Source organism: Microbacterium sp. 05T445 (genome assembly GCF_056395865.1).
The window spans coordinates 1,661,241-1,687,090 of the sequence record NZ_JBFTKJ010000002.1; the positions used below are offsets into that span (position 1 = coordinate 1,661,241).

Sequence of the window (25,850 nt, forward strand, 5' to 3'; positions counted from 1 at the left end):
CGACAGGCGCCCTGCGCCCCTGTGCATCCACTGTGAAAGGTCGATGAACAGGGCCCCTTCGGATGATCCGCTCAGGTCACTTCGTTATACCTGTACAGCGACGAGAGGACCACACAATGGCAGACCGCAGCCTGCGCGGCATCAGACTCGGCGCCCAGAGCCTACAGAGCGAAGAGGGCGTCGTGTTCCATGAGCGCGCACAGCACATCTACTCGTGCACGTCTTGCGGACGTGACACGACCTTGACCTTCGCGGCCGACGCCGAGGTTCCCCCGGCCTGGGAGTGCCGCACGTGCGGCGCAGAGGCCCTGCTGCGCGTCGGTGACGGCACCGCGACCGTCGACCACTCGGGCGACAAGACGCCCCGCAGCCACTGGGACATGCTGCTGGAGCGCCGCACCCTGCCCGAGCTCGAAGAGCTTCTCGAGGAGCGTCTCGCCTACGTCCGCGCCCGTCGCGGCGCCGCCGAGACCGTCCCCGCGGACAAGCTCAGCGCCTGAGCGCCTTGCGCGCGACGCCGGCCCTACGGGGTCGGCGTTTTCGCGTCCCCGCGCGGACGCAGCCGCCCCGTCACGCCGAGTGAGACGAGGGCGATCGCGCCACCCCACACCAGCAGCAGCTGGATCGCGCCGCCGAGCATCACCGCGGGCGTGAGCCCGGTGCGCAGTGGCACGTCCTCCAGCATGTGGCCGGCGGTGTCGGCCGCGATCCCGGCGATCTCCGTGCCGTCGGGCGCGATGATCTGGCTCGTCCCCACCGTGGAGATGTTGACGACCGAGCGCCCCGTCTCGACCGCGCGCATGCGGGCGAACGCGAGCTGCTGCAGGTTCTCATCGGTGCCGCGGAAGTCGGCGTTGTTGGTCTGGAACATGTAGATCTCGGCACCGTCGACCGCGCCGTCCCAGATCACGTCGTCGTAGATGACGTCGAAGCAGATCGCGAGGCCGACGCCCACGCCGTTCACGTCGAAGTACGGCCGCGCGCCGCCGGGCGTGTACTCGCGCTGGATGAGGTCGATCAGCTCCGGTGCGAACATCCGGTACAGCCAGCGATCCGGCACGTATTCGCCGAACGGCACAGGATGCCGCTTGTCGTACACGTCGACCGGATTGTCGGCATCCTGCTCCCACAGCAGGGCCGAGTTGAAGTACTCGTCGCCGCGCTGCGTGATCGCCGCGATCACGAGGGGCGCATCGACCCGGTCGGCGACGGCGTCGAGCGTCGCCGCCGTGCCCTCGTTCGCCGTCGGATCGGAGTCGACACCGCCCTCGGGCCACAGCAGTACGTCGAGGTCCTCGCCGAACAGCGGCGCGCTCGCCTGCAGCTGCGCGTTGAACACGTCGTTGCGGCCGCGCTCGTCGAAGTAGCCGGCAGGCCCGTTGCCCTGCACGGCGCCGACGCGCATGGACCCGGCATCCGTCGTCGGGAACTGCGGCAGGACGAAGAGCACGACGAGCGTGAGCGCCGTCGGCAGCGCTGTGCGCAGGTCGCGGAACCGGCGCAGCCGCACCCACTCCACACCGCTCGCGCAGGCGAACACGATGAGGAACGACAGTCCCGCCACGCCCACCCACGACGCCACGCTCGCGAGCGGGCTGTCGGCCTGCGTGATGCCGACCCGGCCCCACGGGAAGCCGCCGTACGGCCATGTGCCGAGCAGCTGCTCCCGTAGAACCCACAGCGCCGCCACGAGCGCAGGCAGAGCCACCAGACGCGCCCAGGTCCCGTTGCCGACCCTCGGCAGCCACCGGTAGGCCAGCGCGATCGGCACGGCCGCGGCGGCGGTGAGCACCGCTTCGAGCGTCGACAGCGCCAGCCACGGCACGGGGCCGAGGTAACGCGCGGTGAACGAGACGTTGACCAGGAAGAACGCGAGGCCGTAGACGAGACCGACCAGCACCGCACCCCATACCCGGCGCCCGATGAGGCTCACCAGGGTCAGCGGGATGGCGACGAACACCATCGGCCACCAGGCGAGCGCAGGGAACGCCGTGGTGAGCGCGAGACCGCCGAGCGCCGCCGCGATGACCGCGGCCCACAGCGGCAGGAGCGGGCGCGGCATAGGCGGGCGGGACGGCGCGTCGGAGGGCACGGATTCCACCCTAGGCGAGCGTCACGGCGCGACCGGCCGCACCGCGGCCGCTCACACTCCGGAGTACGCGACGATGCCGCGGCGCACGGCATCCAGCGCCTTGCGCGCGGTGCCCGCGATCGGCTGGTCCGCGACCAGGGAGAGCTGGTCGAGCAGGTCGATCGTCTGCTTCGACCAGCGCACGAAGTCGCCGGCGGCCATGTCGGCCTCGATCAGCACGCGGTCCAGCATGCCGCCGCGCGCCCACGTGTGCATCGCCTGCGCAAGGCCGGCCGCGACCGGCTCGGTGCCGGGCAGCCGGTGCTCCTGCTCGAGGTCGTCGAGCTCCTGCCACAGCGCGAGCGTCGCCTCGAACGCGGGACGGAACGCGCCCCGCGGCAGGCCCCGCTCCCCCGGACCGCCGTCGTCCCGGCGAGGCTCGTAGACCAGCGAGCAGGCGAGCGCCGCGAGGGAGGCGGCATCCAGGTCCTTCCAGATGCCACGCCGCAGCGACTCGGCGACCAGGAGGTCGCGCTCGCCGTAGATGCGCCGCATGGTGCGCCCGGCGGGTGTCAGGGTCGTCGCGCCGTCCTCCGACACGCTCACGTACTCCAGCGCGCCGAGCACGTCGACGACCCGGTCGAAGATGCGAGCGACGGTGCCGGTGCGGGTCTCGATCTGGCGGCGCAGCTTGTCGATCTCGCGCTTGAGCTTCCAGTAGCGCTCGGCCCACCGCGCGTGATGCTCGCGATCGGGGTACTGATGGCACGGATGCCGCTGCATGCGCTTGCGCAGGCTCGCGATGCGCCGTAGCCGCTCGTCGCGCGTGCGCCGCGAGGCGCTGACGTCCTTGCGGTTGATCTTCTCGAGGTCGCTGAGCTCGCGCCGGATGCCGGAGTACTCCGCGAAGTCGCCCCGGTCGCAGGTCATCGCCTTCTGGTAGCCGGCGAGCGACTCCTCCTGGTCGCGCACCTGGCGCGCGAGCCCGACGACGGCGCGATCGGCCTGGAACTGGGCGAACGACGACTCGAGGATCTCGCGCGCCTTCGCCCGGCCGAACTGGTCGATGAGGTTGACCGCCATGTTGTACGTCGGCCGGAAGCTCGAGTTCAGCGGATACGTGCGACGCGAGGCCAGCGCCGCCACCGCCTGCGGATCGAGCCCCTCGGTCCACTGGATGACGGCATGCCCCTCGACGTCGATGCCACGACGACCCGCGCGCCCGGTGAGCTGGGTGTACTCCCCCGACGTGATGGCCACGCGCGCCTCGCCGTTGAACTTCTCGAGCTTCTCGAGCACGACGGTGCGCGCGGGCATGTTGATGCCCAGCGCCAGCGTCTCGGTGGCGAACACGACCTTCACGAGCTTGCGCTGGAAGAGCTCCTCGACGACCTCCTTGAACGCGGGCAGCAGGCCCGCGTGATGGGACGCCACCCCGCGCTCGAGGTTGTCGCGCCACTCCCAGAAGCCGAGCACCGCGAGGTCCTCTTCGAGCAGCGTCCGGGTACGCTCCTCGACGATCTGCCGGATCTCCTGCCGCTCCTCGTGAGAGGTCAGCCGCACGCCGGAGCGCCGCACCTGCTGCACGGCGGCATCGCATCCGACGCGGCTGAAGATGAAGAAGATCGCGGGCAGCAGGTTCGCCCGCGAGAGCAGCTCGACGACATCGGGACGATCGAGGCGCTCGACGCGCTGCACGTTCGCGGAGCGCACCGGCCGCTTCATGCCACGGTTCGGACGGCGACGGGATGCTTCATACCCGCCGTGCCGAGCGCTGTTCGACGCCTGCACGCGGCGGTTGTTGTCGAAGTTCGAGCCCTTGAACGACCGGATGCGCATGAGCTCCTGGTTGACCTGCGCGGTGGCGATCCCGGCGCGGTCGTCGAACAGCGGCAGCAGGTCGCCGCGTACCAGGACATGCTGCTCCAGCGGCACCGGACGCGTCTCGGACACGATCACCTCGGTATCGCCGCGCACGGTGTCGAGCCAGTCACCGAACTCCTCGGCGTTGGACACGGTCGCCGACAGCGACACCAGCCGCACGCTCGGCGCGAGGTGGATGATGACCTCCTCCCACACCGCGCCGCGGAACCGGTCGGCGAGGTAGTGCACCTCGTCCATCACGACGTACCGCAGGCCGCGCAGCGCCGGAGAATCGGCGTAGAGCATGTTGCGCAGCACCTCGGTGGTCATCACCACGATGCGCGCGTTCCCGTTGATGTTGGTGTCGCCGGTGAGCAGGCCCACCTCGCCCTCGCCGTACACCTCCTGGAGTTCGCGGAACTTCTGGTTCGACAGCGCCTTCATCGGCGTCGTGTAGAACGCCTTCTCGCCGGGCTCACGCATCGCCAGGTGCACCGCGAACTCGCCGACGATGGTCTTGCCGGCACCGGTGGGCGCAGCGACCAGGACGCTGCGGCCCTCTTCGAGGGCGCGGCATCCTTCGATCTGGAACGGATCGAGCGTGAACTTCTGGGATGCCGCGAACGCCGCCGTGAGGGGATGGCTCCGCTCCTGACGCGCGGACTCGCTGGCGCGCGCGTAGCGCTCGGCGGGAGCGGGCTGGCTCACGAGACCTCGGGAGGCAGCAGCGTGGCGGAGCGCTTGGCCTTGCGCCGGTCGAACAGCATCGACAGGCCGACGGCGGCGAAGTACAGGACGCACAGGATGCCGGCCAGCAGCAGCATCGACGTGACATCGGCGGCGGGGGTCGCGGCAGCGGCGAACACCGTGATGATGATGATGGCGACGCGCCAGCCCTTGAGGATGCCGCGTCCGGAGACCACGCCGGCGAGGTTCAGCGCGACGAGGAACACCGGCGTGACGAAGGACACCCCGATCACGAGCAGCAGTTTGAAGACGAAGTCGTAGTAGGTCGCGTAGTCGTAGAACTGCGCGATCCCCTTGCCGTTCGGCACGAAGTTGGCCATCAGCACCACCATGTGGGGCATGATCAACCAGCCGACGTACAGGCCCGCGCCGAACAGCGGGATCGCCGCCGCCAGGAAGCCGACCGTGTAGCGGACCTCCTTGCGCGTGAGGCCCGGCATCACGAACGCCCAGATCTGCCACAGCCACACCGGCGCGGAGATCAGCAGGCCGATCGCGAACGCGATCCGCATGTGCAGATCGAAGCCGCTGGAGACGGTCGTGAAGTTGAGTGCGGTGTACTCGCGGCCCGCCTCGCCCGCGATCTGCTCGATCGGCTGCGAGAGCAGGTCGATCACCCATCCGCTGATGAGGAACGCGATGACCATTCCGACGATCAGGCCGATCGCCGCGATGAAGAAGCGCCTGCGCAGTTCGCGCAGATGTCCCCCGAGGGACATGCGCTTATCGCGCCGAGGCTGCTCGGGCTCCTCGATGCGCGGTGGTTCCGTGGTCACCACGGTTCGTCAAGAGGACGGGTCTGCGGGACCGCTCGACTTGGCGGGGGTGTCGGCCTTGGGAGCGTCCGGCGACACGTTCTCGGCCTTGGCCGCGTCGGTCGAATCGTCCTGCTTCATCGCCTTCATCTCGCCCTTGAAGACCCGGGCGGACTGGCCGAGGCTCTTCGCGAGCGCCGGAAGCTTGGCGGCCCCGAACAGGAGCAGGATCACCGCGAGGATGATCAGAAGGTGCGGCCATCCAAATGCGCCCATGCGGGATCTCCTTGTCGGTGCGGATGTGGGTCCAGTGTAACCCGCTGCGGGGGACGGCGAGCGTCTAGCGGTACTGCGCGAGTCCTGCTTCGGCCCAGTCGGCGACGGCGCGGCGTGCCGCCGGCGGCTCCAGCACCTCGACGACCCCGCCGCGCCGTGCGGCCAGGCGCCGCAGGCTCAGCTCATCGGCGACGCGCATCGTCGCCACGGTGACGCCGTCCGCGGTCTCGAGCGCGGCACGGTCGACGTACTCGCCGAGCAGCGGCGCGACGTCCTGCGGGAAGCGGATGCGGGCGACCACGTCGCCGGCGTCGGTGTCGAACCAGTCCGGCGCCTGCTCCCCCGCGTGCGTGCTCGGGATGCCGGTGAGCTCGAGGTCGCTGACGCGGTCCAGGTGGAAGGTGCGCATCGCCTCGCGCAGATGGCACCAGCCCTGCAGGTACCACTGACCGGCCGCGATGTGGACCTTCACAGGGTCGACGGTGCGCGTGGTGGGAGCGGCATCCGGAGCCTTGTACGTGAAGGAGACGGCCACGCCGCGGCGCAGCGCGTCGGCGACGAGGTCGCGCACGGCGTCGACGGGCTCGGTGGCGAGGATCACCTCGGCCGGCATGGCCGACGCGCCACGGGAGAGTTTGGCGAGGAGCCCCGCGTAGAGCTCGGTGTCGCCCACCCCTGGGATGGAGCGTGCCAGCTGGAGCCCGGCGAGCAGGGCCGCCGCCTCGCGCGCGGTGAGCTTCGGCGCACGCTCCAATCCGACGGAGTTGGTGATGACGATGAGGTCGCGCTCGTCGAGGAGGTCCCAGTCGATGTCGAAGAGGTCGTTCGCCATCTGCCAGTAGCCGCGGTCCCCGGGCAGGCCGATGACGGTGAGCTTCTCGACCATCGAGCGCATCTGCTCAGCAGACACGTCGAACTCGTCCGCCGCCTCGGCGAGCGACACCTCGCCCTTGCCCACGAGGTAGGGCACGAGCTGCAGCATGAGGGCGGCACGGTCGGTGGCGACCAGGGGCCGGGGCCGGCGGGGACTCATGCCGCACCCCCTCGCGCGGATGCGTCGCGGTGGATGTCGCGGGTCGCAGCGAGGCGGTCGATCACGCGGTCGCGCAGGTCGGCGGGTTCGACGACGCGCACCTCGGGGCCGTACGAGGCGAGCTCGTCGGCGAAGATGTGCACGTCGACGTACGGCACGCGGATGCCCTGCTCCGCGGGCTGGGCGCGACGGGCGAGCCGCAGCGCGGCTTCGGTACCGGGATTGACCTCGAGCAGCGCGGAGTTGCGCGCGGCGACCTCTTCCAGCCCGGACAGCGCCCGCTCTCCGGCGCCCTCGCGCAGCGCCGGGTCGAACGAGGAACGCGTGAGGGCGACCGGACCCACGATGCGCGCGAGCAGGAAGGTGCGATCGGCACGGGCATCGAGGTCGATGCCGAAGACGTGCCAGCGGCCCTCGTACTCGACCAGCGCGAGCGGCTGCACCCGGCGCGTGCGCGGTGCCGCCTCCCCCGGCTTGAGGTACGGGAAGGTGACCACGCGGCTCAGCTCGATCGCCTGCTGCAACGAGGGGAAAGCGGGGTCGCGCGGGCTCAGCCGTGGCGAGAACCCGAGGATCGGCTCGTCGACCAGGTCGCCGAGGGCGCGGATCTTGCGCAGCCCGCTGCGAGCGTCGTCCGACATCGAGCTTTCGCTCCACACGCCGCCCGCGAGGGTCAGCAGCGCCTGCTCGGCCGGAGTGAAGTCGATGTCCTCCGGCAGCTCGTACTCCGCGCTGGGCACCCGGTACCGCGCTTCGCGCAGATCGTCCGGGTCGGCCCAGTCGCCGATCGTCTCGATCGGCACTCCGAGGCCGCGCAGCGATTCCTTGTCACGCTCGAACATCTTCTCGAGGGCATCCTTGGACGCCCCCGACTCGCTCTGCTCGCGATACCCCGCGACCGAGGTAAGGATCGTGTCCTTGGTGAGACCCTGGTCGGTCGCGATGAGCGCCACCACGAGGTTCACCAAACGCTCCTCGGGCGGGATCTTCGCAGCGGCAGTGGCAGGCACCCGCCTATCTTAGGGCCGCGACGAGCAGCCGGAGCGGACGCGCCGACAGGTCGGCGACCGCGCCCATCACTGCGACGACGCGGCGTCCAGACCCAGGATGTCGATCACGAAGACGAGCGTCGACCCGGCGGGGATGGACCCCTGCGCCTTGTCGCCGTACCCCTGGTCGGGCGGGATGACGACCATCACCTGCGAGCCCACGGTCTGGCCCTCGAGGGCCTTCGCGAAGCCGGGGACGACCGAGTCCAGCGTGAGCGAGGCCGCTTCGCCGTCCCACGTGGTGTCGAACGCCTCGTCGGCTCCCCACACCACGCCGGTGTAGTGGACGCGCACCGGCTGGTCGCCGGTCACCTCTTCGCCGTCGCCCTTCTTGAGGGTCTGGATGACGAGGTCCGACGGCGGCGCCCCGTCGGGGATGATGAGCCCGGGCCGGCCGTCGGGAGCCCGCACGACGCTGGGGAGCCCGAAGCCGCTGTTGAACTGCAGCGCGCCGTCCGCCGACGGCAGGTACACCTTGCGCACGTCGACGACGGCGACGACGCTGTCGTCCTTCTCGAGGTCGAAGCCCGGTGCGACCTCGGGCGTCATGTCATCGGGAGCCAGTGCGATGGCGACGCGCGACCCTTCGGCGGCGCAGTGCAGCGCTTCGCTGATCCCCGGGAAGTTGGTGGCCCACTGCGCCGGTGACGACACGCGGGACAGGTCGCCGTCGTACGCGGTCGCGACGATCGGGTCGCCGGTGACGCCGCTGAACAGCGAGATGTCCACGACCATGAGCTGGTTGTCGGCGGTGATCGCCGTGCCGTCGCCGGTGACGACGTCCTCGTATGCCAGCTCCGGCGCCTTCAGAGGCGTGTAGATGTCGACCTTCGGCTTGTCGGCGGTGTCGCCCGTGACGTGGATGAGGTCCATGACGTCGGGGTTCGAGACCGTGGGACGCGAGCAGCCGGACGGCGAGCCGGCCGTCGCGCATGCAGTGAGGCCGACGGTCACCAGGCCCAGGACGACGAGGGCAGCGGGGATCTTGCGCACCGGAACAGTCTAGGCGGTGTGGTCGGCCTCGCCCGCGCGCCCGGAGGCCTGACGCGCGCCTTCCGCAGCCCGCTCGGCCTCGCGCACCCGCTTGCGCAGGTTCTTGTCGGTGATCTGCCGGTCGCCCACGGCGCCGGGCGTCCACAGCTCGACGTCCTCGTCGCCGTAGCTCGACTTCGATGCGCGGCGCTTGACCTCCGGCGGGATCGCTCCGGGAGCGAGGCGGCGCGCCCACACCAGGAAGCCGGTGTGCGCGACCATGCGGTGATCGGGACGCACCGCGAGGCCCTCGACGTGCCAGCCGCGGACCATCGTCTCGTTCGCATCGGGCTCGGTGAACAGCCCGGTGCCGCGGATGTACTCCGCGACGCGGCTCAACTGGGTCGCGGTGGCGACATAGCAGACGACGACACCCCCCGGCGTGAGCGCGTCGGCGACGACGTCGATGCACTCCCACGGCGCGAGCATGTCGAGCACGATACGGTCGACGGATGCCGCATCCACGGCCTGCGGCAGCTCGGCGGCGAGGTCGCCGACGACGACGTCCCAGTTCGCGGGCACCTCTCCGACGAAGGTCTCGACGTTCGCGCGCGCCACCGCGGCGAAGTCGTCGCGACGCTCGAACGAGACCAGACGCCCCTCCGCGCCGATGGCACGCAGCAGCCACAGCGACAGCGCACCGGAGCCGACGCCGGCTTCCACGACGGTCGCACCGGGGAAGATGTCGGCCTCGGCGAGGATCTGCGCGGCGTCCTTCGGGTAGACGATCGCCGCGCCGCGCGGCATCGACATGACGAAGTCGCGCAGCAGCGGTCGCAGCGCCAGATACTCGTGGCCGCCGCTGTTGGCGACCACCGAGCCGTCGGGCTGACCGACCAGCTGGGAGTGACGCAGCACGCCGTGATGCGTGTGCAGTTCGCCGCCCTCGCGCAGCGTGATCGTGTGCAGGCGGCCCTTGGGGCCGGTCAGCTGCACGCGGTCGCCCATGCGGAACGGGCCGCTCGGGCGTCCCGTGGTCAGAGTGTCCTGCTGAGCGCTCATCGGGCGACCTCCTCGGCCGGGTGAGACGCGGCCATGCGCGCGCGGTGGGAAGCGTGGAAGGCGACGACGTCGTCGGCGGTCCGACCGTCGAGGGTGTCCCACAGCACGTGGGCTCCGGCGCCGGTGAGCGAGACCATGAGGGGCACGCCGATCACCGACGCGCCGGAGGCGACGGCCGAACGCAGCCCGTTCGGGGAGTCCTCGATCGCCACGGTCTCATCGGGCGTGACGCCGAGCGCCTCGCACGCCTGCAGGTACGGGTCGGGGAACGGCTTCGGGCGGGTGGCGTCGTCACCCGCGATCACGACGTCGAACGCGTCGAAGTCGATCAGGTCGACGACGGTCTGCGCCATGCGCCGCATCGACATCGTCACCAGCCCGGTCTTGATCCCGGCGGCCCGCAGGCTCGCCAGCAGCTCCTGCGCGCCCGGGCGGAACGGCACGCCGGTCACCGAGAGCTGCCGCATGACCTCCTCGGTGAGGTGGTCGATGATCGCGTCGCCGCTCATCCGGACGCCCGCCTCCTGCAGGATGCGTGCGGAGTCCTCCAGTCCGAGGCCGACCAGGCCCAGTGCCTGCTCGTGGGACCACGTCCCCCCGAAGCTCTCGATGAGAGGCGTCTCCGCCGCCATCCAGTAGGGCTCGGTGTCGACGAGGGTCCCGTCCATGTCCCACAGGACGGCGGAGAGTCGAGGCGCATTCACCGTGCAATCCTACCGAGAGGGCTCCGGCCTCCCGTCCGGACAGGGGCATATCCTGGAAGGAACCCGCAACCGCTGCGGGCGGAGGGGGTCTCGTGGACGGACTGGGTCGTCGTGTGCTCGTCGCCGCGTTCGACGGGTGGAACGATGCGGGCGAAGCCGCGTCATCCGCCATCACGCAGCTGCGCGAGTCCGGCGCGTACGAGACCGTCTTCTCGGTGGACCCCGAGCTGTACTTCGACTACCAGTACACCCGGCCGCACATCGCCGCCGACGGGGACGGGCGCCGCACCCTCCGCTGGCCGGAGGCGACGCTGCTGCGCCCGTCGACCGCCACGCGTGGGACGCAGCTGTGGCTGCTCACCGGCGTCGAGCCCGCGCGTGCCTGGCAGGCGTTCTCGTCCGAGCTGATCGATGTGGCGCTGCGCGAAGACATCACCGGGTTCGTCGCGATCGGCTCGATGATGTCGGACGTCCCCCACACTCGTCCCATCTCGGTCTTCGCGGGCAGCGACAACGAGGCCCTGCGCGGGTCGCTCGAGCTGGAGCGCAGCACCTACGAGGGGCCCGTCGGCATCCTCAGCGTCCTGGGTGATGCGGCCGAGCGCGCCGGCATCCCGACCGCGAGCCTGTGGGCGAGCGTCCCGCACTACGTCGCCGGACACACGCCTTCGCCGAAGGCGACGCTGGCCCTGCTCGACAAGCTCGAGGAGCTCACCGGTGCGTCCGTGCCGCGCGGGGACCTGGCCGCCGAGGCGGCGGCATGGGAGGCATCGATCGACGCGGCCGCGGCCGACGACGAGGAGATGACCGAGTACATCCACCAGCTCGAGCGCACGCGCGACACGTGGGACTCCCCCGAGGCCTCGGGAGATGCCATCGCGCAGGAATTCGAGCGGTACCTGCGCCGCACCGACGGCAAGCCGGGCGACGGCCCCACCAAGCCGGGGCGCGACGACCCGCGTCGCTGAGCGGCATCCGCTCCCGCCGCGCTTCGTCTCGGTCGCTGCGCTCCCTCGCTCAGCGACCGGTGCCAATCCCCATACGACCATGACGGTCGCTGCGCTCCCTCGCTCAGCGACCGGTGCCAACCCCATACGACCATGACGGTCGCTGCGCTCCCTCGCTCAGCGACCGGTGATCCCGGTCGCCGAGCGAGCGCCGGCGAGCGAAGCGTGCCGGCTACGGGTTGATGACGCCCATGCTCAGCAGCACCAGAAGCAGCGACCCGACCGCCACGCGGTAGACCACGAACGGCAGGAAGCTGTGCTTGGAGATCCAGCTCATGAAGAACGCGATCACGCCGAGCGCCACGATGAACGCCACGCCGGTGGCGACGGCGGTCTCGCCGAGCGTGAAGACGCCGGGCTCGTCGAGGCTCTTGAACAGCTGGAAGAAGCCACTGCCGAACACAGCCGGGATCGCGAGCAGGAACGCGTAGCGGGCGGCCGCGGCACGCTCGTAGCCCATGAAGAGACCGGCGGTGATGGTGCCGCCCGAGCGCGACACGCCCGGGATGAGCGCCAGCGACTGCGCGAAGCCGTAGATCACGCCGTGGCCGACGGTGAGGTCCTGCAGCTTGCGCTTCTTCGCGCCGACATGGTCGGCGATGCCGAGGAGCACGCCGAAGAAGATCAGCATCCCGGCGGTGATCCACAGCGACCGCAGCACGGTCTCGATCTGGTCCTGGAACAGCAGGCCGAACACGACGATCGGGATGCTGCCGATGATGATGAGCCAGCCCATCTTCGCGTCCGGGTCGTTGCGCGGGATGCGTCCGATCAGCGCCTTGAACCAGTGCCCGACGATGCGCACGATGTCGCGCCAGAAGAACACCACGACGGCCGCCTCGGTGCCGATCTGCGTGATCGCGGTGAACGCCGCGCCCGGATCCTGCGCGGACGGCAGGAACTCGCCCAGGATGCGCAGGTGCGCGCTCGACGAGATCGGGAGGAACTCGGTCAGTCCCTGGACGAAGCCGAGGATGATCGCTTCGAGAAGCATGGGCGCCTTTCAGCCGGGCATGACGGATGCCGCTTCGCGCGGCATCCGTCGGATCTCAATAGGTGCGGAGCAGATCGGTGAGCACGGCCTGGCCGAACACCAGCGCGTCGATCGGCACGCGCTCGTCGACGCCGTGGAACATGCCCGTGAAGTCCAGGTCGGACGGCAGGCGCAGGGGCGCGAAGCCGTAACCGGCGATTCCGAGGGCCGCGAGCGCCTTGTTGTCGGTGCCGCCGCCCATGAGGTACGGGACGACCGGGGCGCCCGGGTCGTGACGGCCCAGCGCCGCGACCATGGCGTCGACGAGGTCGCCCGAGAAGGGCACCTCGAGGCCGATGTCCTGGTGGACGACCTCGACGTCGACGTCGTCGCCGACGATGCGGCGGATGTCGGCCAGGGCCGCCTCCTCCGTGCCCGGGAGCACGCGCACGTCGACGAGCGCCTCCGCGCGGTCGGGGATGACGTTGTGCTTGTAGCCGGCGACGAGACCCGTCGGGTTGGTCGTCGTGCGCAGCGTCGAGCGGAGGAATCCGGATGCCGCACCCGTCGCCGCGGCGACGGCGTCCGGGTCGTCGGCACTGATGCCGAGGAGCGCCGCGAGCCGCTCGGACATCTCGCGGCTGGTGTCGGTGAGCGTGACCGGCCAGGCGGTGCGGCCGAGCGCCGCGACAGCCTCGGCGAGGCGGGTCACCGCGTTGTCGGCGTGGAGGCTGGAGCCGTGCGCGGCGCGGCCGCGGGCCACGAGCTTGATCCACACCAGCGCCTTCTCCCCCACCTGCAGCAGGTAGGCGTGGCGGTCGCCGATCGGGATGGAGTAGCCGCCGACCTCGCTGATCGCCTCGGTGGCGCCCGCGAACCACTCGGAGTGGTTCTCCACGACCAGGGCCGACCCTTCCACGCCGCCGTTCTCCTCGTCGGCGAAGAAGGCGAGCACCAGGTCGCGCTCGGGCTGCTCCCCCGCGCGCAGGATGTCGGCCACCGACGTGAGGATCATGGCGTCCATGTCCTTCATGTCGACGGCGCCGCGACCCCACAGCATCCCGTCCTTCACGACGCCCGCGAACGGGTCGACGCTCCAGTCCTCGGCGATCGCCGGGACGACGTCGAGGTGACCGTGCAGGACGAGGGCCGGCTTGTCGCGGTTGCGGCCGGGAACGCGCGCCATGACGTTGGTGCGACGCGGGATCGGCTCGTAGTACTCGGGCGTCAGGCCGAGGCCTTCGAGGTAGGCGCCGACGTACTCCGCGGCCTCCCGTTCACCGGCCGCTCGGCCACCACCGTGGTTCGTCGTGTCGAAGCGGATCAGATCCCGCGCGAGCGCGGCGACTTCAGGCAGTTCGGCTTCGGGCATGCGCACCAACCTACCGTCTCGCGGAGGGGGGTCCCTGTGCGGACCCTCCCTCCGCGCGCGGGCTACGCACTGAGCGCAGCGGTAGGGGGCACCCGCGCGGCGCGGGCCGCGGGGAGGATGCCGGCGAGGCCGCCGACGACGATCGTCACGGCGAGGCCGATGCCGAGGATCGGCACCGGGATCGTGACGATCCACCCGTTCGCCAGTGCGACGCCCGCGGTCACCGCCACCCCGAGCACCACACCGGCGATCCCGCCGAGGGCGGCCAGCAGGACGGCCTCGGTCAGGAACTGCGAACGGATGTTGCGCCGGGTCGCGCCCAGGGCTCGCCGAAGCCCGATCTCGTTCCGACGTTCCAGCACGGCGACGATCATCGTGTTGGCCACGCCGATTCCGCCGACGAGGAGCGCGATGGACCCCACTCCGATGAGCAGGCCGGTGAACGCCTGGTCGACGGCGTTCTTGGCGGCGAGCGCGTCCGACGGACGGCTCACCAGGACCGACGTGGGCGACTTCGGCGCCAAGGTCGGCGGGATCATCTTGCGCACATCCGTCACCGCCTCGTCCGTCGAGCGCTCGTAGAGCGTCGTCGGCGCACCGGTGAAACCCAGGGAGGTCTTGGCGTACTCTCCACCGACCAGTGCACTCCCGTTGAGCTCCGGAACGAGCGGGGACGGATCGAGGATGCCGACGACCGTGACCTCCTGCCCGCCCAGCCAGATCAGCGCACCGGGTTCACGGATGCCCAGGCGCTCCGCGGTGCTCGCGCCGAGCACGGTGACCGGGAGCTTCGCGGCATCCCCCTCCAGCCACTTCCCCACCCGCACCGAGGCACCGGTGGCATCGAGCAGTCCGCCGCCCGCGACCAGCACGCCGATGCCGCCTGACGCGTTCGGATCCACCAGTGCGTTGCGGTAGACCTTCACCTTGTCCAGGTCGGCGGTCCATGCGGCGTGCTCCACTCCGTCGATCCGGCGCACGCGGTCGGCCGCATCCTCGGGCAGTGCCGTCGACTTGCCGAGGAGGTCATTGCCGGCCGTCGCGGTGAGCAGGTTGGTGCCGAGCTCCGACAGGGCAGCCTGCACCCGTGCCTGGCTGGACACCGAGATGCCGAGCACGGCGATCATCGCCGCGATCCCGATCGCGATCCCGGCCGCCGACAGGGCGGCCCGCAGCGGATGCGCACGCAGGCCGCGCCACGCCAGCAGGGCCTGATCGGATGGTCGGACGCGTGAACTGCTGCCGGTCATGCCGCCATCACCTCCCCGCCCTCGTCGCCGATGATGGATCCGTCGCGCAGCGATACTCGCCGCGGCAGGCGCTGCGCGAGCTCGCGGTCGTGCGTGATGACGACGACGGTCGTGCCGTGGTCTCCCAGTTCTCTGAGCAGGGCCTCGATCTCCTCTCCGGTGCGCGAGTCCAGCGCACCGGTGGGCTCGTCGGCGAGCAGCAGCGTGGGGTTGCCCACGACGGCACGCGCGATGGCGACGCGCTGACGCTCCCCGCCAGAGAGCTGATGCGGACGATGCCCCATGCGGTCCGCGAGTCCGACCCGCTCCAGCGCCTCCGCCGCACGGCGTCGCCGCTCGGGCCGTGGCACTCCGGAATAGAGCAGCCCCGTGGCCACGTTCTCCCACGCCGTCACCCCCTCTGAGAGGTGGAAGTGCTGGAACACGAACCCGATGCGCCTGGCGCGCAGGGCGGACAGTTCCGCGTCGCCCATGGTGCCGACATCCTCACCCGCGATCCGGATCTCACCCTCGCTGGGGCGGTCGAGTGTGCCCATGAGATTCAGCAGGGTCGACTTGCCCGACCCGCTGGGCCCCACCACGGCGACCATCTCGCCCGTGCTGATCACGAGGTCGATGTCGTGCAGCGCGACGGTCGGCGGTTGGCCGTACCGGCGCCCGATGCCCGACATCTCCACCACCGGCGCGCTCATTGCCCGACCACCACCTTGTCCCCCGCCGCGAGTTCCTTGCCCTCGACCTGGACCTGGCCGCTGGTGATGGCGCCGACGCTCACCGGGACTGTCACGATCTTCTTGCCCTCGAGCTTCTCGACGGCGAAGCCGCCGTCAGGCTGTGCAAGCAGCGCCAGGATCGGCACGATGAGGACGTCCTCCGCGAGCGGCTTGGTGAGCAGGACGGTGACTGTCGCCTGCTCGTAGGCTGCGCCGGCAGCGGGATCGTCCAACGCGATCGCCAGCGGCACCTGCATCACCTTGCCGCCGCTCGATCCGTCGCGTTCGACCGGAGGCTCGACGGCTGTCACCTTTCCGGTGACCCGTGAACCGTCCGGCAGCAGCACGTCCACCGGCGAGCCGACTGTCGCAAGACCCGCCAGGTCCTGGTCGACGAAGGCGGCGACGGCGCGGCCGGTGCCGGTCACGGTGAGCAGCCTCTCGCTTGCGGCATCCCCGAGCTTCGCCTCCACGGTGGTCACCCGCACGGGACCGGGGCCGAACACGACGCGCCCCAGCTCGATCGTGCCCGTCTGCTCCAGCCCGACCGCCTTCTGCCACTTCTTGATGGCGGCGATCGTGTCTGCACGGAAGACCTGATTCGGCTCGCCCGCGAAGTAGCCCAGCGAGCGGAGGTTCTCCTCCAGCTGCTGCACGTCGGGGCCAACGGTCATCCCCTCCGAGAAATCGCGCCACGCGGGCAGCGCACCGGAGAACAGCACGATCGGCCGGTTGTCCACCGAGAACAGCACGCTGCCGGGGTCGATGACGGCACGGGCCCCGGGCAGGCCGGTGACCGTCCCCTGGATCTTGCTGCCGAGCGGCGTCGGCTCGCCGTAGCCCAGCGTGCCGGAGGAGCGCACCTGCTCCCGCAGGTCGCCTCGTATCACCTCGACGCTCTGCGGCGGCTTCTCGGCCTGCGGCTCGGCGGCGGCGCCCGGACGAGGGACGACCAGAATCGCCGCCGCGACGCCGACGGCGATCACCGCTGCTGTGACCCCGGTGATGACGGCAGTGCGTCGCCTCACTTCGAGCCCTCTTCTCCGTACGCCTCGACCGAGCAGGCATCGACGTCATCGGCCGAGATGACGCTGGTATCGATCGCCGGTGACATGCCGCCCTTCTCCGGGTCGGGGTAGTCGTAGCCGCGGTCGCGCAGGCACTTGGCGAACGTGAGCTGCGCCTGGAAAATCTCGTCGTCGCTCATCTGGTTCTCCTGCGCGGGCGGCTCGCCGACCTTCTTGACGCAGTCTTGAATCGCCTTGTTGTACGCCTCCGTGTCGGCTTCCGTTTGGACGGTCTCACCGCTGCGGAACGAAGAGTCGAAGCCCGCGGCATCCAGGCAGCTGTCGTAGCGCGCAGCCCAGTCCTCATACGACTCCTCCGTGGAGAGCGTGTCCTCGTCCGGCGCCTTCTGCGGACCGCCGGCGCAGGCGGTGAGGCCGATCGTGAGCAGCACACCAGCCGCCGCGAGTGCGAGCAGCCGGCGGGATCGGGTTCCGAGAGTTGACATGGTGTTCCTTTCGTCGCCCTCAGCCCAGCCGGCGTGCGGTTGCGAGGAGGTCAAGGCGGGCTTTGACCTGGCTCTTACCTGCCGGGTGTTTCACTGGGAGCCGTCCGCCGACCGACGCGGACAGGATCGAGGTGACGCGTGCGGGTGCTGATCGCGGAGGACGAGGAGTTCCTCGCGGAGTCGCTGCGGGAAGGGCTCGCACTGGAGCGGATCTGGGCGGATGTCGCCCCGGACGGCGACGCGGCGCTGTTCGCCGTCGACGTCAACGACTACGACGTCGTCGTCCTCGACCGGGATCTGCCCGGCACGCACGGCGACGACGTGTGTCGCCGGCTGGTGGCCCGCGAGGAACGGCCTGCCGTGCTGATGCTCACCGCTTCCGGCGGGTGGCGGGACCGCGTCGCCGGGCTCGGACTCGGCGCGGACGACTACCTGGGAAAGCCGTTCGAGTTCGAGGAGCTCGTCGCGCGCCTGCGTGCGCTCACCCGGCGTCGCTTCACCCCGCTTCCCCCGGTGCTCGAGGCCGGCGACCTGGCCCTGAACCCGGCGCAGCACACCGTCTCGCGCGCAGGGAGGCGGATCGACTTGAGTCCGAAGGAGTTCTCGATCCTCGAGGAGCTGCTGCGCGCCAAGGGGATGCCGCTCAGCGCGGAACGTCTGCTGGAGAAGGCCTGGGACGAGAACGCGAACCCGTTCACCAACTCGGTGAAGGTGACCGTGAGCACGCTGCGGCGAAAGCTCGGCGAGCCCCCGCTGATCCGGACGATCACGGGCGCCGGATACGTCGTGGATGCCGACGATGAGCGCTGAGCGCGACCGGCGGGCGTTTCGGCTGACGGCCCGCACCCGGCTCGCCGCCACCTATGCCCTCCTGGTGGTCGGGGTGGGAGCGGTGATCCTCACGATCGTGGCGCTGTTCATCGTCTTCGTGCCGGACTACGAATTCGTCCCCGCCGCGACCGTCAGCCCCGCCGCCCCCGCGCCGTCGGACGCTCCGATCGTCGAGCAGCCCGAGCCGCAGGACGTGGCCGGGCTCACGCCGACCACGTCCACGGAGTCGCTGTTCGTCGTCAGCACCCAGGACGAGATGCTGCGCCTCCTGCTGATCACGTGCGGCGCGGCGATCGCCGTGCTCGCGGTGATCGGCGCCGTGGCGGGCTGGTTCGTCGCCGGGCGGGTGCTGCGTCCGCTCCGACAGGTGAACTCCGCCGCCCGGCGCGCTTCCCACGGCAGCCTTGACCATCGCATCGCGATGACCGGTCCCCACGACGAGATCACCGATCTGGCCGACACGTTCGACGACATGCTCGCCCGTCTCGAGCGCGCGTTCGCCGCGTCCACCCGGTTCGCGCAGAACGCGTCTCACGAACTGCGCACCCCGCTGTCGGCCACCAAGACCGCGCTCGAGGTCGCCCTTCGCACCGCCCCGCCGGAGCAGCACCCGCTGCTGCGCAAGCTGCAGGAGAGCAACGAACGGAGCCTGCACACAGTGGCGTCCCTGCTCGACCTCGCCGACGTCGCCTCGCCGCTGGCGGAGGATCAGATCGTCTCGCTCAGCGAGACCGTCTCGCAGGTCGTCGAGGAGCAGCATCCTGAGATCGCGGCCCGCTCGCTCGGGCTGGAGCTGGAGCTCGAGCCGGCGTCCGTGGTCGGCGATCCGGTGCTGCTGCGGCAGCTCGCGGAGAACCTCGTCGCCAACGCGGTGGTCCACAACGTCGACGGCGGGCTGCTGCGCGTCACGACGCGCGAGGGCGCGGACGGCTGCGAGCTGCGGGTCGAGAACGACGGTGCCGTGCTGCCCGACGAGCTCGTGGCCACGCTCACCGAGCCGTTCGTGCGCGCCGAAGGCCGCGCCCACGGCGGCCTCCGGCGGGGCCGGGGGCTCGGTCTGACGCTCTCGCAGGCCGTCGCCGACCGCACCGGCGCCGCGCTCCGGCTCTCGGGTCGCGCCTGCGGCGGCCTCGACGTGCGCTGCGTGTTCCCCGCGGTGGGAGCATCGTCGCAGGACGGGATGCCGGGCGCATCCGCGCGCGGCTGACCATCGGCGCGGAGCCGCCCGCGGGACGCCGGTGGCGGCATCCGCTCCCTCCGGGGAATGCAGAAGACCCCCGGCCTGGAATCTCTTCCTGACCGGGGGTCTTTCTGTGTTGTGCGCGAGGGGGGACTTGAACCCCCACGCCCTATACGGGCACTAGCACCTCAAGCTAGCGCGTCTACCTATTCCGCCACCCGCGCAGGTGGTTTTCGGTTTCGCAACCGAGGAATGACATTACCACGTCACCGGAGGTTCAACGAATCGGCGCACGCCCGGGCGCGTCATCCCATCGTGACGCCGAACGCCAGTCCGAGCACGTACGTCACCGCGGCCGCACCGAAGCCGATCGCGAGCTGGCGCAGCGCCCGCCGCAGCGGCGGCGCACCCGACAGCAGGCCCACGGCGGCGCCGGTCGCCATGAGGGCAACGCCTACGAGCACGAGTGCCACGACGATGGCGGCGAGCCCCGACAGGCCGAAGATCCACGGCAGCACCGGGATGATCGCGCCCGAGGCGAAGAACAGGAAGCTCGACAGTGCCGCAGCCCATGCGCTGCCCACGACCTCGCCGTGGTCGGCGATCTCGACGGGACCGGTGTCGGTGCGGCCGCGCCCGAGCGCCTGCGCCGCCTCCACCGCGCGGCGGGCACGGGCAGTCGCCTCTGCCTCCGGCATCCCTCGCGTCCGGTACACGAGCGCGAGCTCGTTGGCGTCGATGTCGAGGTGCGGGATGGCGCCGTCGGCGAAGTCGCTCGGCTCGGTGGCCGCCAGCAGCTCGCGCTGGGAGCGCACCGACACGTACTCCCCCGCGCCCATCGACAGGGCGCCCGCGAGCAGGCCTGCGACGCCGCTGAAGAGCACGAACTGGCTCGAGACCCCGGTCGCGCCGATGCCCATGACCAGGGCGAGGTTCGAGACGAGGCCGTCGTTGGCGCCGAACACCGCGGCCCGGAACGTGCCCGACAGCCGGCGGCGGCCGCGGGCGGCGAGTCCTCGCACCACCTCGTGGTGGATCTTCTCGTCGGCGGCCATGGTGGCCGTCGCGAACGGCTCGTCGTCGTAGGGCGAGCGGGCCTCGGCGTTCTGCGCCAGGGCGAGCACGAAGATCGAGCCGAAGCTCTTGGCCATCGAGCCGAGCATGCGGGTGCGCACATCGGGGTGCGGCAGGCGAGCGGGCTCCCCGCCGAGCAGCTGCAGCCAGTGGGCCTCGTGGCGCCCCTCGGCCTCCGCGAGCGCGAGCAGGATCTCGCGCTCCTCCCCCTCGCGGCGGCCGGCGAGCTCGCGGTACACGCGTGCTTCGGCGCGCTCGTTCACGAGGTACTGCGCCCAGCGGCGGCGGTCACGGTCGGTCGGTGCGGCGGGCGCGCTCACTCAGGCCTCCAGTCAGGGGTTCGGGACCTGTCAACGGTAGCCAGCACCGGTCGCCGCATCGGCCGGAAACCGAGGATTGCCAGCATTTCGGGTTTCCGAACCTCACCGGCGTCCGAGCGCCGTGCGCAGTCCGCGTTCGCCCCGACGCATCACGTGCGCGTGGGCGCGCTCGAACGCCGGGCGGAGCAGCCAGGCGGTGGCGTTCATCCAGGCGCGCCGGGTCTCGACATCCCAGCGCCACGTGACGACGGATGCCGCCTCGCCCGCCGATTCGACGGTCACACGCCCGCTCCCCCGCAGGTCGCCGTCGCTGCGCGCTCCGACGGCGCGTCCCGGCTCCACGTCGCTGAGCTCCAGCAGCATCCGCAGGCCGTACCCGAGGGGACTGCGCACCTGCAGCACGATGCGCTCTCCCGGCACCAGGCGCCGCGGCGGCATCGGCGTGCTGAGCCCCGGCCACCAACCCCGACCACCGGGCGTGTCCACCGTCTGCGGTGTGGTCGAGAGCATCCGTTCGAGCTCGCCCCACACACGATCCGCGGGCGCGGCGATCAGCCAGCGCGACACGAACGAGTACGCCTGCGGCATGCCCGGATTCTAGGCCCGGCATGCGCCGTCGCACCGGGCCCCTGCGGTCAGGAGCGGACGCGCTTGCGCAGCACCTCGATGCGGGCCTGCAGCTGGGCGACCGTGGCGTGCGAGACGGCGGGGCCGCCGCAGATGCGGCGCAGCTCGGCGTGCACCTGGCCGTGCGGCTCGCCGGACTGACGCGCGTAGAGGCCGACGAGGCTGTTGAGCAGCTGGCGCTGCTCCTTCAGCGTGCGGTGCAGCGCCTGCGGCAGGGCCGGCTCCTCCTGCGGCGCGGACTCGCGCTCGCGGGCCTCGCGGGCGCTGCGGTGGCGCGACTGGCGCGACACCCGCGACATCAGCACCTCGTGCACCTGGTCGGGTTCGAGCAGGCCCGGGATGCCGAGGAACTCCTCCTCCTCGACGGTGCCGGGCACGGCGAGCTGGCCGAACTCCTTGCCGTCGAACAGCACGCGGTCGAAGTGGGCGAGCGAGCCGAGCGCCTGGTAGGTGAACTCCTCTTCGAGCGCGTCGGACGCCTTGTCCTCGCGCTCGGCCGCGTTCATCAGGTCTTCTTCGGCGTTCCACTCGTCCTCGCCGTCGGAGTCGCGGTCCAGCGCATGGTCGCGCTGGCGCTCCATCTCGTTGGCGAGGGCGAGCAGCTGGGGCACGTTCGGCAGGAACACGCTCGCCGTCTCGCCACGGCGGCGAGCACGCACGAAGCGGCCGATGGCCTGGGCGAAGAACAGCGGGGTCGAGGCGCTGGTCGCATACACGCCGACGGCGAGCCGCGGCACGTCGACGCCCTCCGACACCATGCGGACGGCCACCATCCAGCGCGAGGTCGACTTCGAGAACTCCTCGATACGGCTCGATGCCTCGGCCTCGTCCGACAGCACCACCGTCGGCGCCTCGCCGCTGAGCTCGTGCAGGATCGCCGCATATGCCCGCGCGGCGGTCTGATCCGTCGCGATCACGAGGCCACCGGCATCCGGGACATGCTCGCGCACCTCGGTGAGGCGCCGGTCGGCCGACCGCAGCACGGCGGGGATCCAATCGCCCTCGGGGTCCAGCGCGGTGCGCCAGGCCTGCGAGGTGATGTCCTTGGTGTTGTCCTGGCCGAGCTGGGCCTCCATCTCCTCGCCGGTCTTGGTGCGCCATCGCATGTGGCCGGCGTAGACCATGAACAGCACCGGGCGCACGACGCCGTCCTCGAGCGCCCGGCGGTAGCCGTAGGCGTAGTCGGTGCGGGAGACGCGGATGCCCTTCGCATCGGGGTGGTACTCGACGAACGGGATCGGGGCCGTGTCGCTGCGGAACGGCGTCCCGCTCAGCAGCAGCCGCCGCGTCGCCCGCGAGTACGCCTCGCGCAGCGCGTCGCCCCAGCTGAGCGCGTCGCCGCCGTGGTGCACCTCGTCCAGGATCACGAGAGTCTTCGCGTCCATCGTGAGGCGCTGATGCACGGATGCCTTCACGGCGACCTGGGCGTAGGTCACGGCGACGCCGTGGTACTGCCGCGCGGGCGCGAAGTGCCGGTTGCTGAAGGCGGGATCGAGACGGATGCCGACGCGCGCGGCAGCGTCGGCCCACTGCGTCTTCAGGTGCTCGGTGGGGGCGACCACCACGATGCGGTTCACGATGTGACGGCGCAGCAGCTCACTGGCCAGACGCAGGGCGAAGGTCGTCTTGCCGGCGCCCGGGGTCGCCGCCGCGAGGAAGTCGCGCGGTCCGCCGCCCGCCCCGTCGGGGCCGTCCAGGCCGAAGTACAGGTCCAGGGCCTCGGCCTGCCAGGCACGCAGGCGCTGTGCGGTTCCCCACGGCGCGCGCTGCGGGTAGGTCGGACTGAGGTGCTCGGCGGCGAAGCTGCCGATGTGCGGCTCCGCGCCGTGCGGCCCGGTGTCCGGCGATGCGCTCTGCGGTGGTTCGGAGGGGTGCGGGTCGATGGCGGCGGGGAACGATTCGATCGTTGTTTCGTCCGTCACCGATCACACCTCCCCCGTAGACAACGAGTCACCACGATAGACGACCCGCACGACATCCCGGGTCCGGCGCGGCGGCTCGCGCGGACCGTCGACGTCGTCCGTCGCGGTAGCCTGACTGTCGGTCACGAGCCGAGGAACGGAAGACGGATGTCCACGACACAAGATCCCCGCACCCCTTACGTCGCGAATGCCGAGCCGCACCCGTGGCGGCGCTACGTCGCGCTCGGCGACTCGTTCACGGAGGGCGTGGGCGACCCCGAGCCGTCCGCGCCGAACGGCTTCCGCGGCTGGGCCGACAGGGTCGCCGAGGTGCTGTCGGAACAGGTCGACGACTTCGCCTACGCGAACCTGGCCATCCGCGGCCGCCTCATCGGGCAGATCGTCGACGAGCAGGTGCAGCCGGCGATCGACCTCAAGCCCGACCTCGTGACGTTCTCGGCGGGCGGCAACGACGTCATCCGTCCCAACGGCGATCCCGACAACGTGGCGCAGCGCTTCGAGGATGCCGTCGTGCGCCTCTCCCGCGACGGCGCGACGGTCGTCGTCTTCACCGGCATCGACACCGCGTTCACCCCGGTGTTCCGCGGCATCCGCGGCAAGGTCGCGATCTACAACGAGAACATCCGCGCGATCGCCGACAAGTACGACTGCATCGTGGCCGACCAGTGGGCGCTCAAAGAGGTGCAGGACATGCGCTTCTTCGACGACGACCGCCTGCACTACAACGCGCTGGGCCACCACGAGGTCGCGCGCATGGTGCTGCGGGCGCTGAACGTCCCCAACGATCTGCAGCCGATGCGGCCCGACCCGCTCCCCATCCGCACCTGGCGCGAAGCGCGCGCGGTCGACCTGGTGTGGGCACGCTCCTACTTCGTGCCGTGGGTGCTGCGGCGCCTGCGCCATCAGTCGTCGGGCGACAACGTCACCGCCAAGCGTCCCGACCCGCTGCCGGTGATCACGCTGGCACCGGGGCAGGATCCCGCAGCCCACCGCGGCGAGGAGGTCTGACGTGGCGACACATCTCGTGACCGGCGCGGGCTCGGGCATCGGCGCGGCCCTCGCCGAGCGGCTCAGCGCCCGCGGCGACGACCTGTGGCTCCTCGTCCGCGACGCCGGCCGCGCCGCGCAGCTGCGCGAGCGGTTCCCGGCGGCGCAGACGCTGGTGGGCGACCTCGCCGACCCGTCGCGGCTGTCGTGGGCTTTCAGCCACCAGAGCGTTCCGCCTCAGCTCGACTCGCTCATCCATGTCGCCGGCGTGGTGGAGCTCGGCGCGATCGCCGACACCCCCGTCGCGACGTGGCAGCACCAGCTCAACGTCAACGCCGTCGCGCCGGCGGAGCTCACGCGTCTGATGCTCCCGGCGCTGCGCGCGACCCGCGGGCGCGTCGTGTTCGTGAACTCCGGTGCCGGACTGCGCGTGAGCCCCGAGTGGGGCTCGTACGGCGCGAGCAAATTCGCGGTGCGCGCCGTCGCCGACGCCCTGCGTGAGGAGGAGCGCGCGAACGGTGTGCGGGTCACCACGGTGTACCCCGGCCGCACCGCCACCCCGATGCAGGAGAAGGTCCACCAGCAGGAGGGTGCGTCCTACGACGCGGCGCAGTGGATCGATCCGGCGTCGGTCGCCGAGGCGATCCTCGCCGCGCTCGACCTGCCGCGCGACGCCGACCTCACCGAGCTCACCGTCCGTCCCGGCGCCTGACGCGGCCGCAGCGTCATCGCGGCCGGCTCAGCGTGCCCGCAGCTCCCACAGCGCGACCGCGCTCGCCGCGGCGACGTTGAGCGAGTCAACGCCTCCCGCCATCGGGATCGTGACGACGGTGTCGGCGGCCTCGAGCGCGCGCCGCGAGAGGCCGTCCCCCTCGGCGCCGAGCATCAGCGCGACGCGTTCCGGGCGCCGCGCGCTGAAGGCGTCGAGCGATACCGCATCGTCGGCCAGCGCGAGCGCCGCGAGCTGGAATCCGGCGTCGTGCAGCACACCGCGGGCGTCGCTCCACTCCGGAAGACGCGTCCACGGCACCTGGAACACCGTGCCCATGCTCACCCGCACGCTGCGGCGGTACAGCGGGTCGGCGCACCGTGGACTCACCAGCACGGCGTCCGCTCCCAAGCCCGCGGCGGCGCGGAAGATGGCTCCCACGTTGGTGTGATCGACGATGTCCTCCAGCACGACGACCAGGCGGGCGTCGGCGACCACGTCGGCCAGGGCGGGCAGCTCCGGCCGGTGCATCGCCGCCAGCGCGCCCCGGTGCACCGCGTACCCGGTCAGCGACTCGGCGATCTCGGGGGTCACCACGTACACCGGCACCGAGGCATCCGTCACGAGGCCCGCGACATCGGGCAGCCACTTCTCCTGCACGAGGACCGACCGCGGCCGGTGGCCCGCGGCGATCGCGCGCGCGATGACCTTGGCCGACTCGGCGATGTAGAGGCCGCCCTCCGGTTCGAGCACGCGCCGCAGCGCGACGTCGGTGAGGTCGCGGTAGTCCGCGAGCCGGTCGTCGGTGGCATCGGTGATGGGGATCGCGTGCATCGCGTC

General features: G+C 71.1%; 25 protein-coding genes and 1 tRNA gene. 6 read left to right on the forward strand and 20 right to left on the reverse strand.

The features are described 5' to 3' along the window. Nucleotides 1–116: 116 nt before the first annotated feature. The gene (locus tag AC1DDU_RS17410) at nucleotides 117–500 is read left to right on the forward strand and encodes an RNA polymerase-binding protein RbpA (protein WP_477436288.1); all 384 of its coding nucleotides are present in this window, start codon (nucleotides 117–119) and stop codon (nucleotides 498–500) included. Between the two features lie 23 nt (nucleotides 501–523). Here the strand turns inward: AC1DDU_RS17410 and lnt are convergent, their stop codons facing one another. From lnt to AC1DDU_RS17455, 9 genes are all read right to left on the reverse strand, one after another. Beyond that, nucleotides 524–2,062 carry an apolipoprotein N-acyltransferase gene (gene lnt, locus AC1DDU_RS17415; RefSeq protein ID WP_477436879.1) on the reverse strand — a complete coding sequence of 513 codons (1,539 nt, stop codon included), beginning with the start codon at nucleotides 2,060–2,062 and terminating at the stop codon, nucleotides 524–526. A gap of 81 nt (nucleotides 2,063–2,143) precedes the next feature. Continuing rightward, a complete protein-coding gene (locus AC1DDU_RS17420; RefSeq protein WP_477436290.1) occupies nucleotides 2,144–4,642 on the reverse strand; it encodes a DEAD/DEAH box helicase in 2,499 nt (832 codons plus the stop codon). Continuing rightward, nucleotides 4,639–5,400 (reverse strand): twin-arginine translocase subunit TatC, encoded by a 762-nt coding sequence (gene tatC / locus AC1DDU_RS17425; protein ID WP_477436292.1) that lies wholly within the window; start codon nucleotides 5,398–5,400, stop codon nucleotides 4,639–4,641. Before tatC ends, AC1DDU_RS17420 begins: the two co-directional genes overlap by 4 nt. 66 nt (nucleotides 5,401–5,466) lie before the next feature. Beyond that, nucleotides 5,467–5,712 carry a Sec-independent protein translocase subunit TatA gene (gene tatA, locus AC1DDU_RS17430; protein ID WP_477436294.1) on the reverse strand — a complete coding sequence of 82 codons (246 nt, stop codon included), beginning with the start codon at nucleotides 5,710–5,712 and terminating at the stop codon, nucleotides 5,467–5,469. Between the two features lie 64 nt (nucleotides 5,713–5,776). Further along, nucleotides 5,777–6,745 carry a helix-turn-helix transcriptional regulator gene (locus AC1DDU_RS17435; protein WP_477436296.1) on the reverse strand — a complete coding sequence of 323 codons (969 nt, stop codon included), beginning with the start codon at nucleotides 6,743–6,745 and terminating at the stop codon, nucleotides 5,777–5,779. Then, nucleotides 6,742–7,755, reverse strand: coding sequence for a helix-turn-helix transcriptional regulator (locus AC1DDU_RS17440; RefSeq protein WP_477436298.1), 1,014 nt, complete (start codon nucleotides 7,753–7,755; stop codon nucleotides 6,742–6,744). Before AC1DDU_RS17440 ends, AC1DDU_RS17435 begins: the two co-directional genes overlap by 4 nt. 66 nt (nucleotides 7,756–7,821) lie before the next feature. Continuing rightward, nucleotides 7,822–8,787 (reverse strand): FKBP-type peptidyl-prolyl cis-trans isomerase, encoded by a 966-nt coding sequence (locus AC1DDU_RS17445; RefSeq protein WP_477436300.1) that lies wholly within the window; start codon nucleotides 8,785–8,787, stop codon nucleotides 7,822–7,824. Between the two features lie 9 nt (nucleotides 8,788–8,796). Beyond that, the gene (locus AC1DDU_RS17450) at nucleotides 8,797–9,828 is read right to left on the reverse strand and encodes a tRNA (adenine-N1)-methyltransferase (RefSeq protein WP_477436302.1); all 1,032 of its coding nucleotides are present in this window, start codon (nucleotides 9,826–9,828) and stop codon (nucleotides 8,797–8,799) included. After that, complete coding sequence (locus tag AC1DDU_RS17455) at nucleotides 9,825–10,496, reverse strand: HAD family hydrolase (protein WP_477436881.1); 672 nt, start codon at nucleotides 10,494–10,496, stop codon at nucleotides 9,825–9,827. The genes AC1DDU_RS17450 and AC1DDU_RS17455 overlap by 4 nt, the downstream gene beginning before the upstream one ends. Before the next feature lie 128 nt (nucleotides 10,497–10,624). On the opposite strand from AC1DDU_RS17455, the gene AC1DDU_RS17460 reads away from it, so the two are divergent. Continuing rightward, nucleotides 10,625–11,500 carry a PAC2 family protein gene (locus AC1DDU_RS17460; protein WP_477436304.1) on the forward strand — a complete coding sequence of 292 codons (876 nt, stop codon included), beginning with the start codon at nucleotides 10,625–10,627 and terminating at the stop codon, nucleotides 11,498–11,500. Between the two features lie 211 nt (nucleotides 11,501–11,711). Here the strand turns inward: AC1DDU_RS17460 and AC1DDU_RS17465 are convergent, their stop codons facing one another. The 6 genes from AC1DDU_RS17465 to AC1DDU_RS17490 all read right to left on the reverse strand — a co-directional run bounded on the left by AC1DDU_RS17465 (nucleotide 11,712) and on the right by AC1DDU_RS17490 (nucleotide 17,306). Beyond that, nucleotides 11,712–12,533 carry an undecaprenyl-diphosphate phosphatase gene (locus AC1DDU_RS17465; protein ID WP_477436306.1) on the reverse strand — a complete coding sequence of 274 codons (822 nt, stop codon included), beginning with the start codon at nucleotides 12,531–12,533 and terminating at the stop codon, nucleotides 11,712–11,714. 55 nt (nucleotides 12,534–12,588) lie between these two features. Beyond that, nucleotides 12,589–13,884 (reverse strand): M20/M25/M40 family metallo-hydrolase, encoded by a 1,296-nt coding sequence (locus tag AC1DDU_RS17470; protein WP_477436308.1) that lies wholly within the window; start codon nucleotides 13,882–13,884, stop codon nucleotides 12,589–12,591. 62 nt (nucleotides 13,885–13,946) lie between these two features. Further along, complete coding sequence (locus tag AC1DDU_RS17475; protein WP_477436310.1) at nucleotides 13,947–15,134, reverse strand: ABC transporter permease; 1,188 nt, start codon at nucleotides 15,132–15,134, stop codon at nucleotides 13,947–13,949. Then, a complete protein-coding gene (locus AC1DDU_RS17480; RefSeq protein WP_477436312.1) occupies nucleotides 15,131–15,826 on the reverse strand; it encodes an ABC transporter ATP-binding protein in 696 nt (231 codons plus the stop codon). Before AC1DDU_RS17480 ends, AC1DDU_RS17475 begins: the two co-directional genes overlap by 4 nt. After that, complete coding sequence (locus tag AC1DDU_RS17485; RefSeq protein ID WP_477436314.1) at nucleotides 15,823–16,875, reverse strand: peptidoglycan-binding protein; 1,053 nt, start codon at nucleotides 16,873–16,875, stop codon at nucleotides 15,823–15,825. The genes AC1DDU_RS17480 and AC1DDU_RS17485 overlap by 4 nt, the downstream gene beginning before the upstream one ends. Beyond that, nucleotides 16,872–17,306, reverse strand: coding sequence for a hypothetical protein (locus tag AC1DDU_RS17490; protein ID WP_477436316.1), 435 nt, complete (start codon nucleotides 17,304–17,306; stop codon nucleotides 16,872–16,874). The genes AC1DDU_RS17485 and AC1DDU_RS17490 overlap by 4 nt, the downstream gene beginning before the upstream one ends. Before the next feature lie 192 nt (nucleotides 17,307–17,498). On the opposite strand from AC1DDU_RS17490, the gene AC1DDU_RS17495 reads away from it, so the two are divergent. After that, nucleotides 17,499–18,170: a response regulator transcription factor gene (locus AC1DDU_RS17495; RefSeq protein WP_477436318.1), complete on the forward strand. Its 672-nt coding sequence runs from the start codon at nucleotides 17,499–17,501 to the stop codon at nucleotides 18,168–18,170. Further along, nucleotides 18,160–19,398, forward strand: coding sequence for a sensor histidine kinase (locus AC1DDU_RS17500; protein ID WP_477436320.1), 1,239 nt, complete (start codon nucleotides 18,160–18,162; stop codon nucleotides 19,396–19,398). Before AC1DDU_RS17495 ends, AC1DDU_RS17500 begins: the two co-directional genes overlap by 11 nt. A gap of 112 nt (nucleotides 19,399–19,510) precedes the next feature. On the opposite strand, the gene AC1DDU_RS17505 is transcribed toward AC1DDU_RS17500, so the two are convergent. The 4 genes from AC1DDU_RS17505 to AC1DDU_RS17520 form a co-directional block, all read right to left on the reverse strand. Continuing rightward, nucleotides 19,511–19,595, reverse strand: a tRNA-Leu gene (locus AC1DDU_RS17505). Between the two features lie 81 nt (nucleotides 19,596–19,676). After that, a complete protein-coding gene (locus AC1DDU_RS17510) occupies nucleotides 19,677–20,534 on the reverse strand; it encodes a VIT1/CCC1 transporter family protein (protein WP_477436883.1) in 858 nt (285 codons plus the stop codon). Nucleotides 20,535–20,867: 333 nt separating this feature from the next. Then, entirely contained in the window at nucleotides 20,868–21,353 is a 486-nt protein-coding gene (locus AC1DDU_RS17515) for an SRPBCC family protein (RefSeq protein ID WP_477436322.1), read from the reverse strand. A gap of 47 nt (nucleotides 21,354–21,400) precedes the next feature. Continuing rightward, nucleotides 21,401–23,203 carry a DEAD/DEAH box helicase gene (locus AC1DDU_RS17520; protein WP_477436884.1) on the reverse strand — a complete coding sequence of 601 codons (1,803 nt, stop codon included), beginning with the start codon at nucleotides 23,201–23,203 and terminating at the stop codon, nucleotides 21,401–21,403. Between the two features lie 258 nt (nucleotides 23,204–23,461). On the opposite strand from AC1DDU_RS17520, the gene AC1DDU_RS17525 reads away from it, so the two are divergent. Both AC1DDU_RS17525 and AC1DDU_RS17530 read left to right on the forward strand, forming a co-directional pair. Continuing rightward, nucleotides 23,462–24,322, forward strand: coding sequence for an SGNH/GDSL hydrolase family protein (locus AC1DDU_RS17525; protein ID WP_477436324.1), 861 nt, complete (start codon nucleotides 23,462–23,464; stop codon nucleotides 24,320–24,322). A gap of 1 nt (nucleotide 24,323) precedes the next feature. Continuing rightward, nucleotides 24,324–25,013, forward strand: coding sequence for an SDR family oxidoreductase (locus AC1DDU_RS17530; RefSeq protein WP_477436326.1), 690 nt, complete (start codon nucleotides 24,324–24,326; stop codon nucleotides 25,011–25,013). 27 nt (nucleotides 25,014–25,040) lie between these two features. Here the strand turns inward: AC1DDU_RS17530 and AC1DDU_RS17535 are convergent, their stop codons facing one another. Then, nucleotides 25,041–25,844, reverse strand: a complete 804-nt coding sequence (locus tag AC1DDU_RS17535) for a TrmH family RNA methyltransferase (RefSeq protein WP_477436328.1) — start codon at nucleotides 25,842–25,844, stop codon at nucleotides 25,041–25,043. Nucleotides 25,845–25,850: the final 6 nt, after the last annotated feature.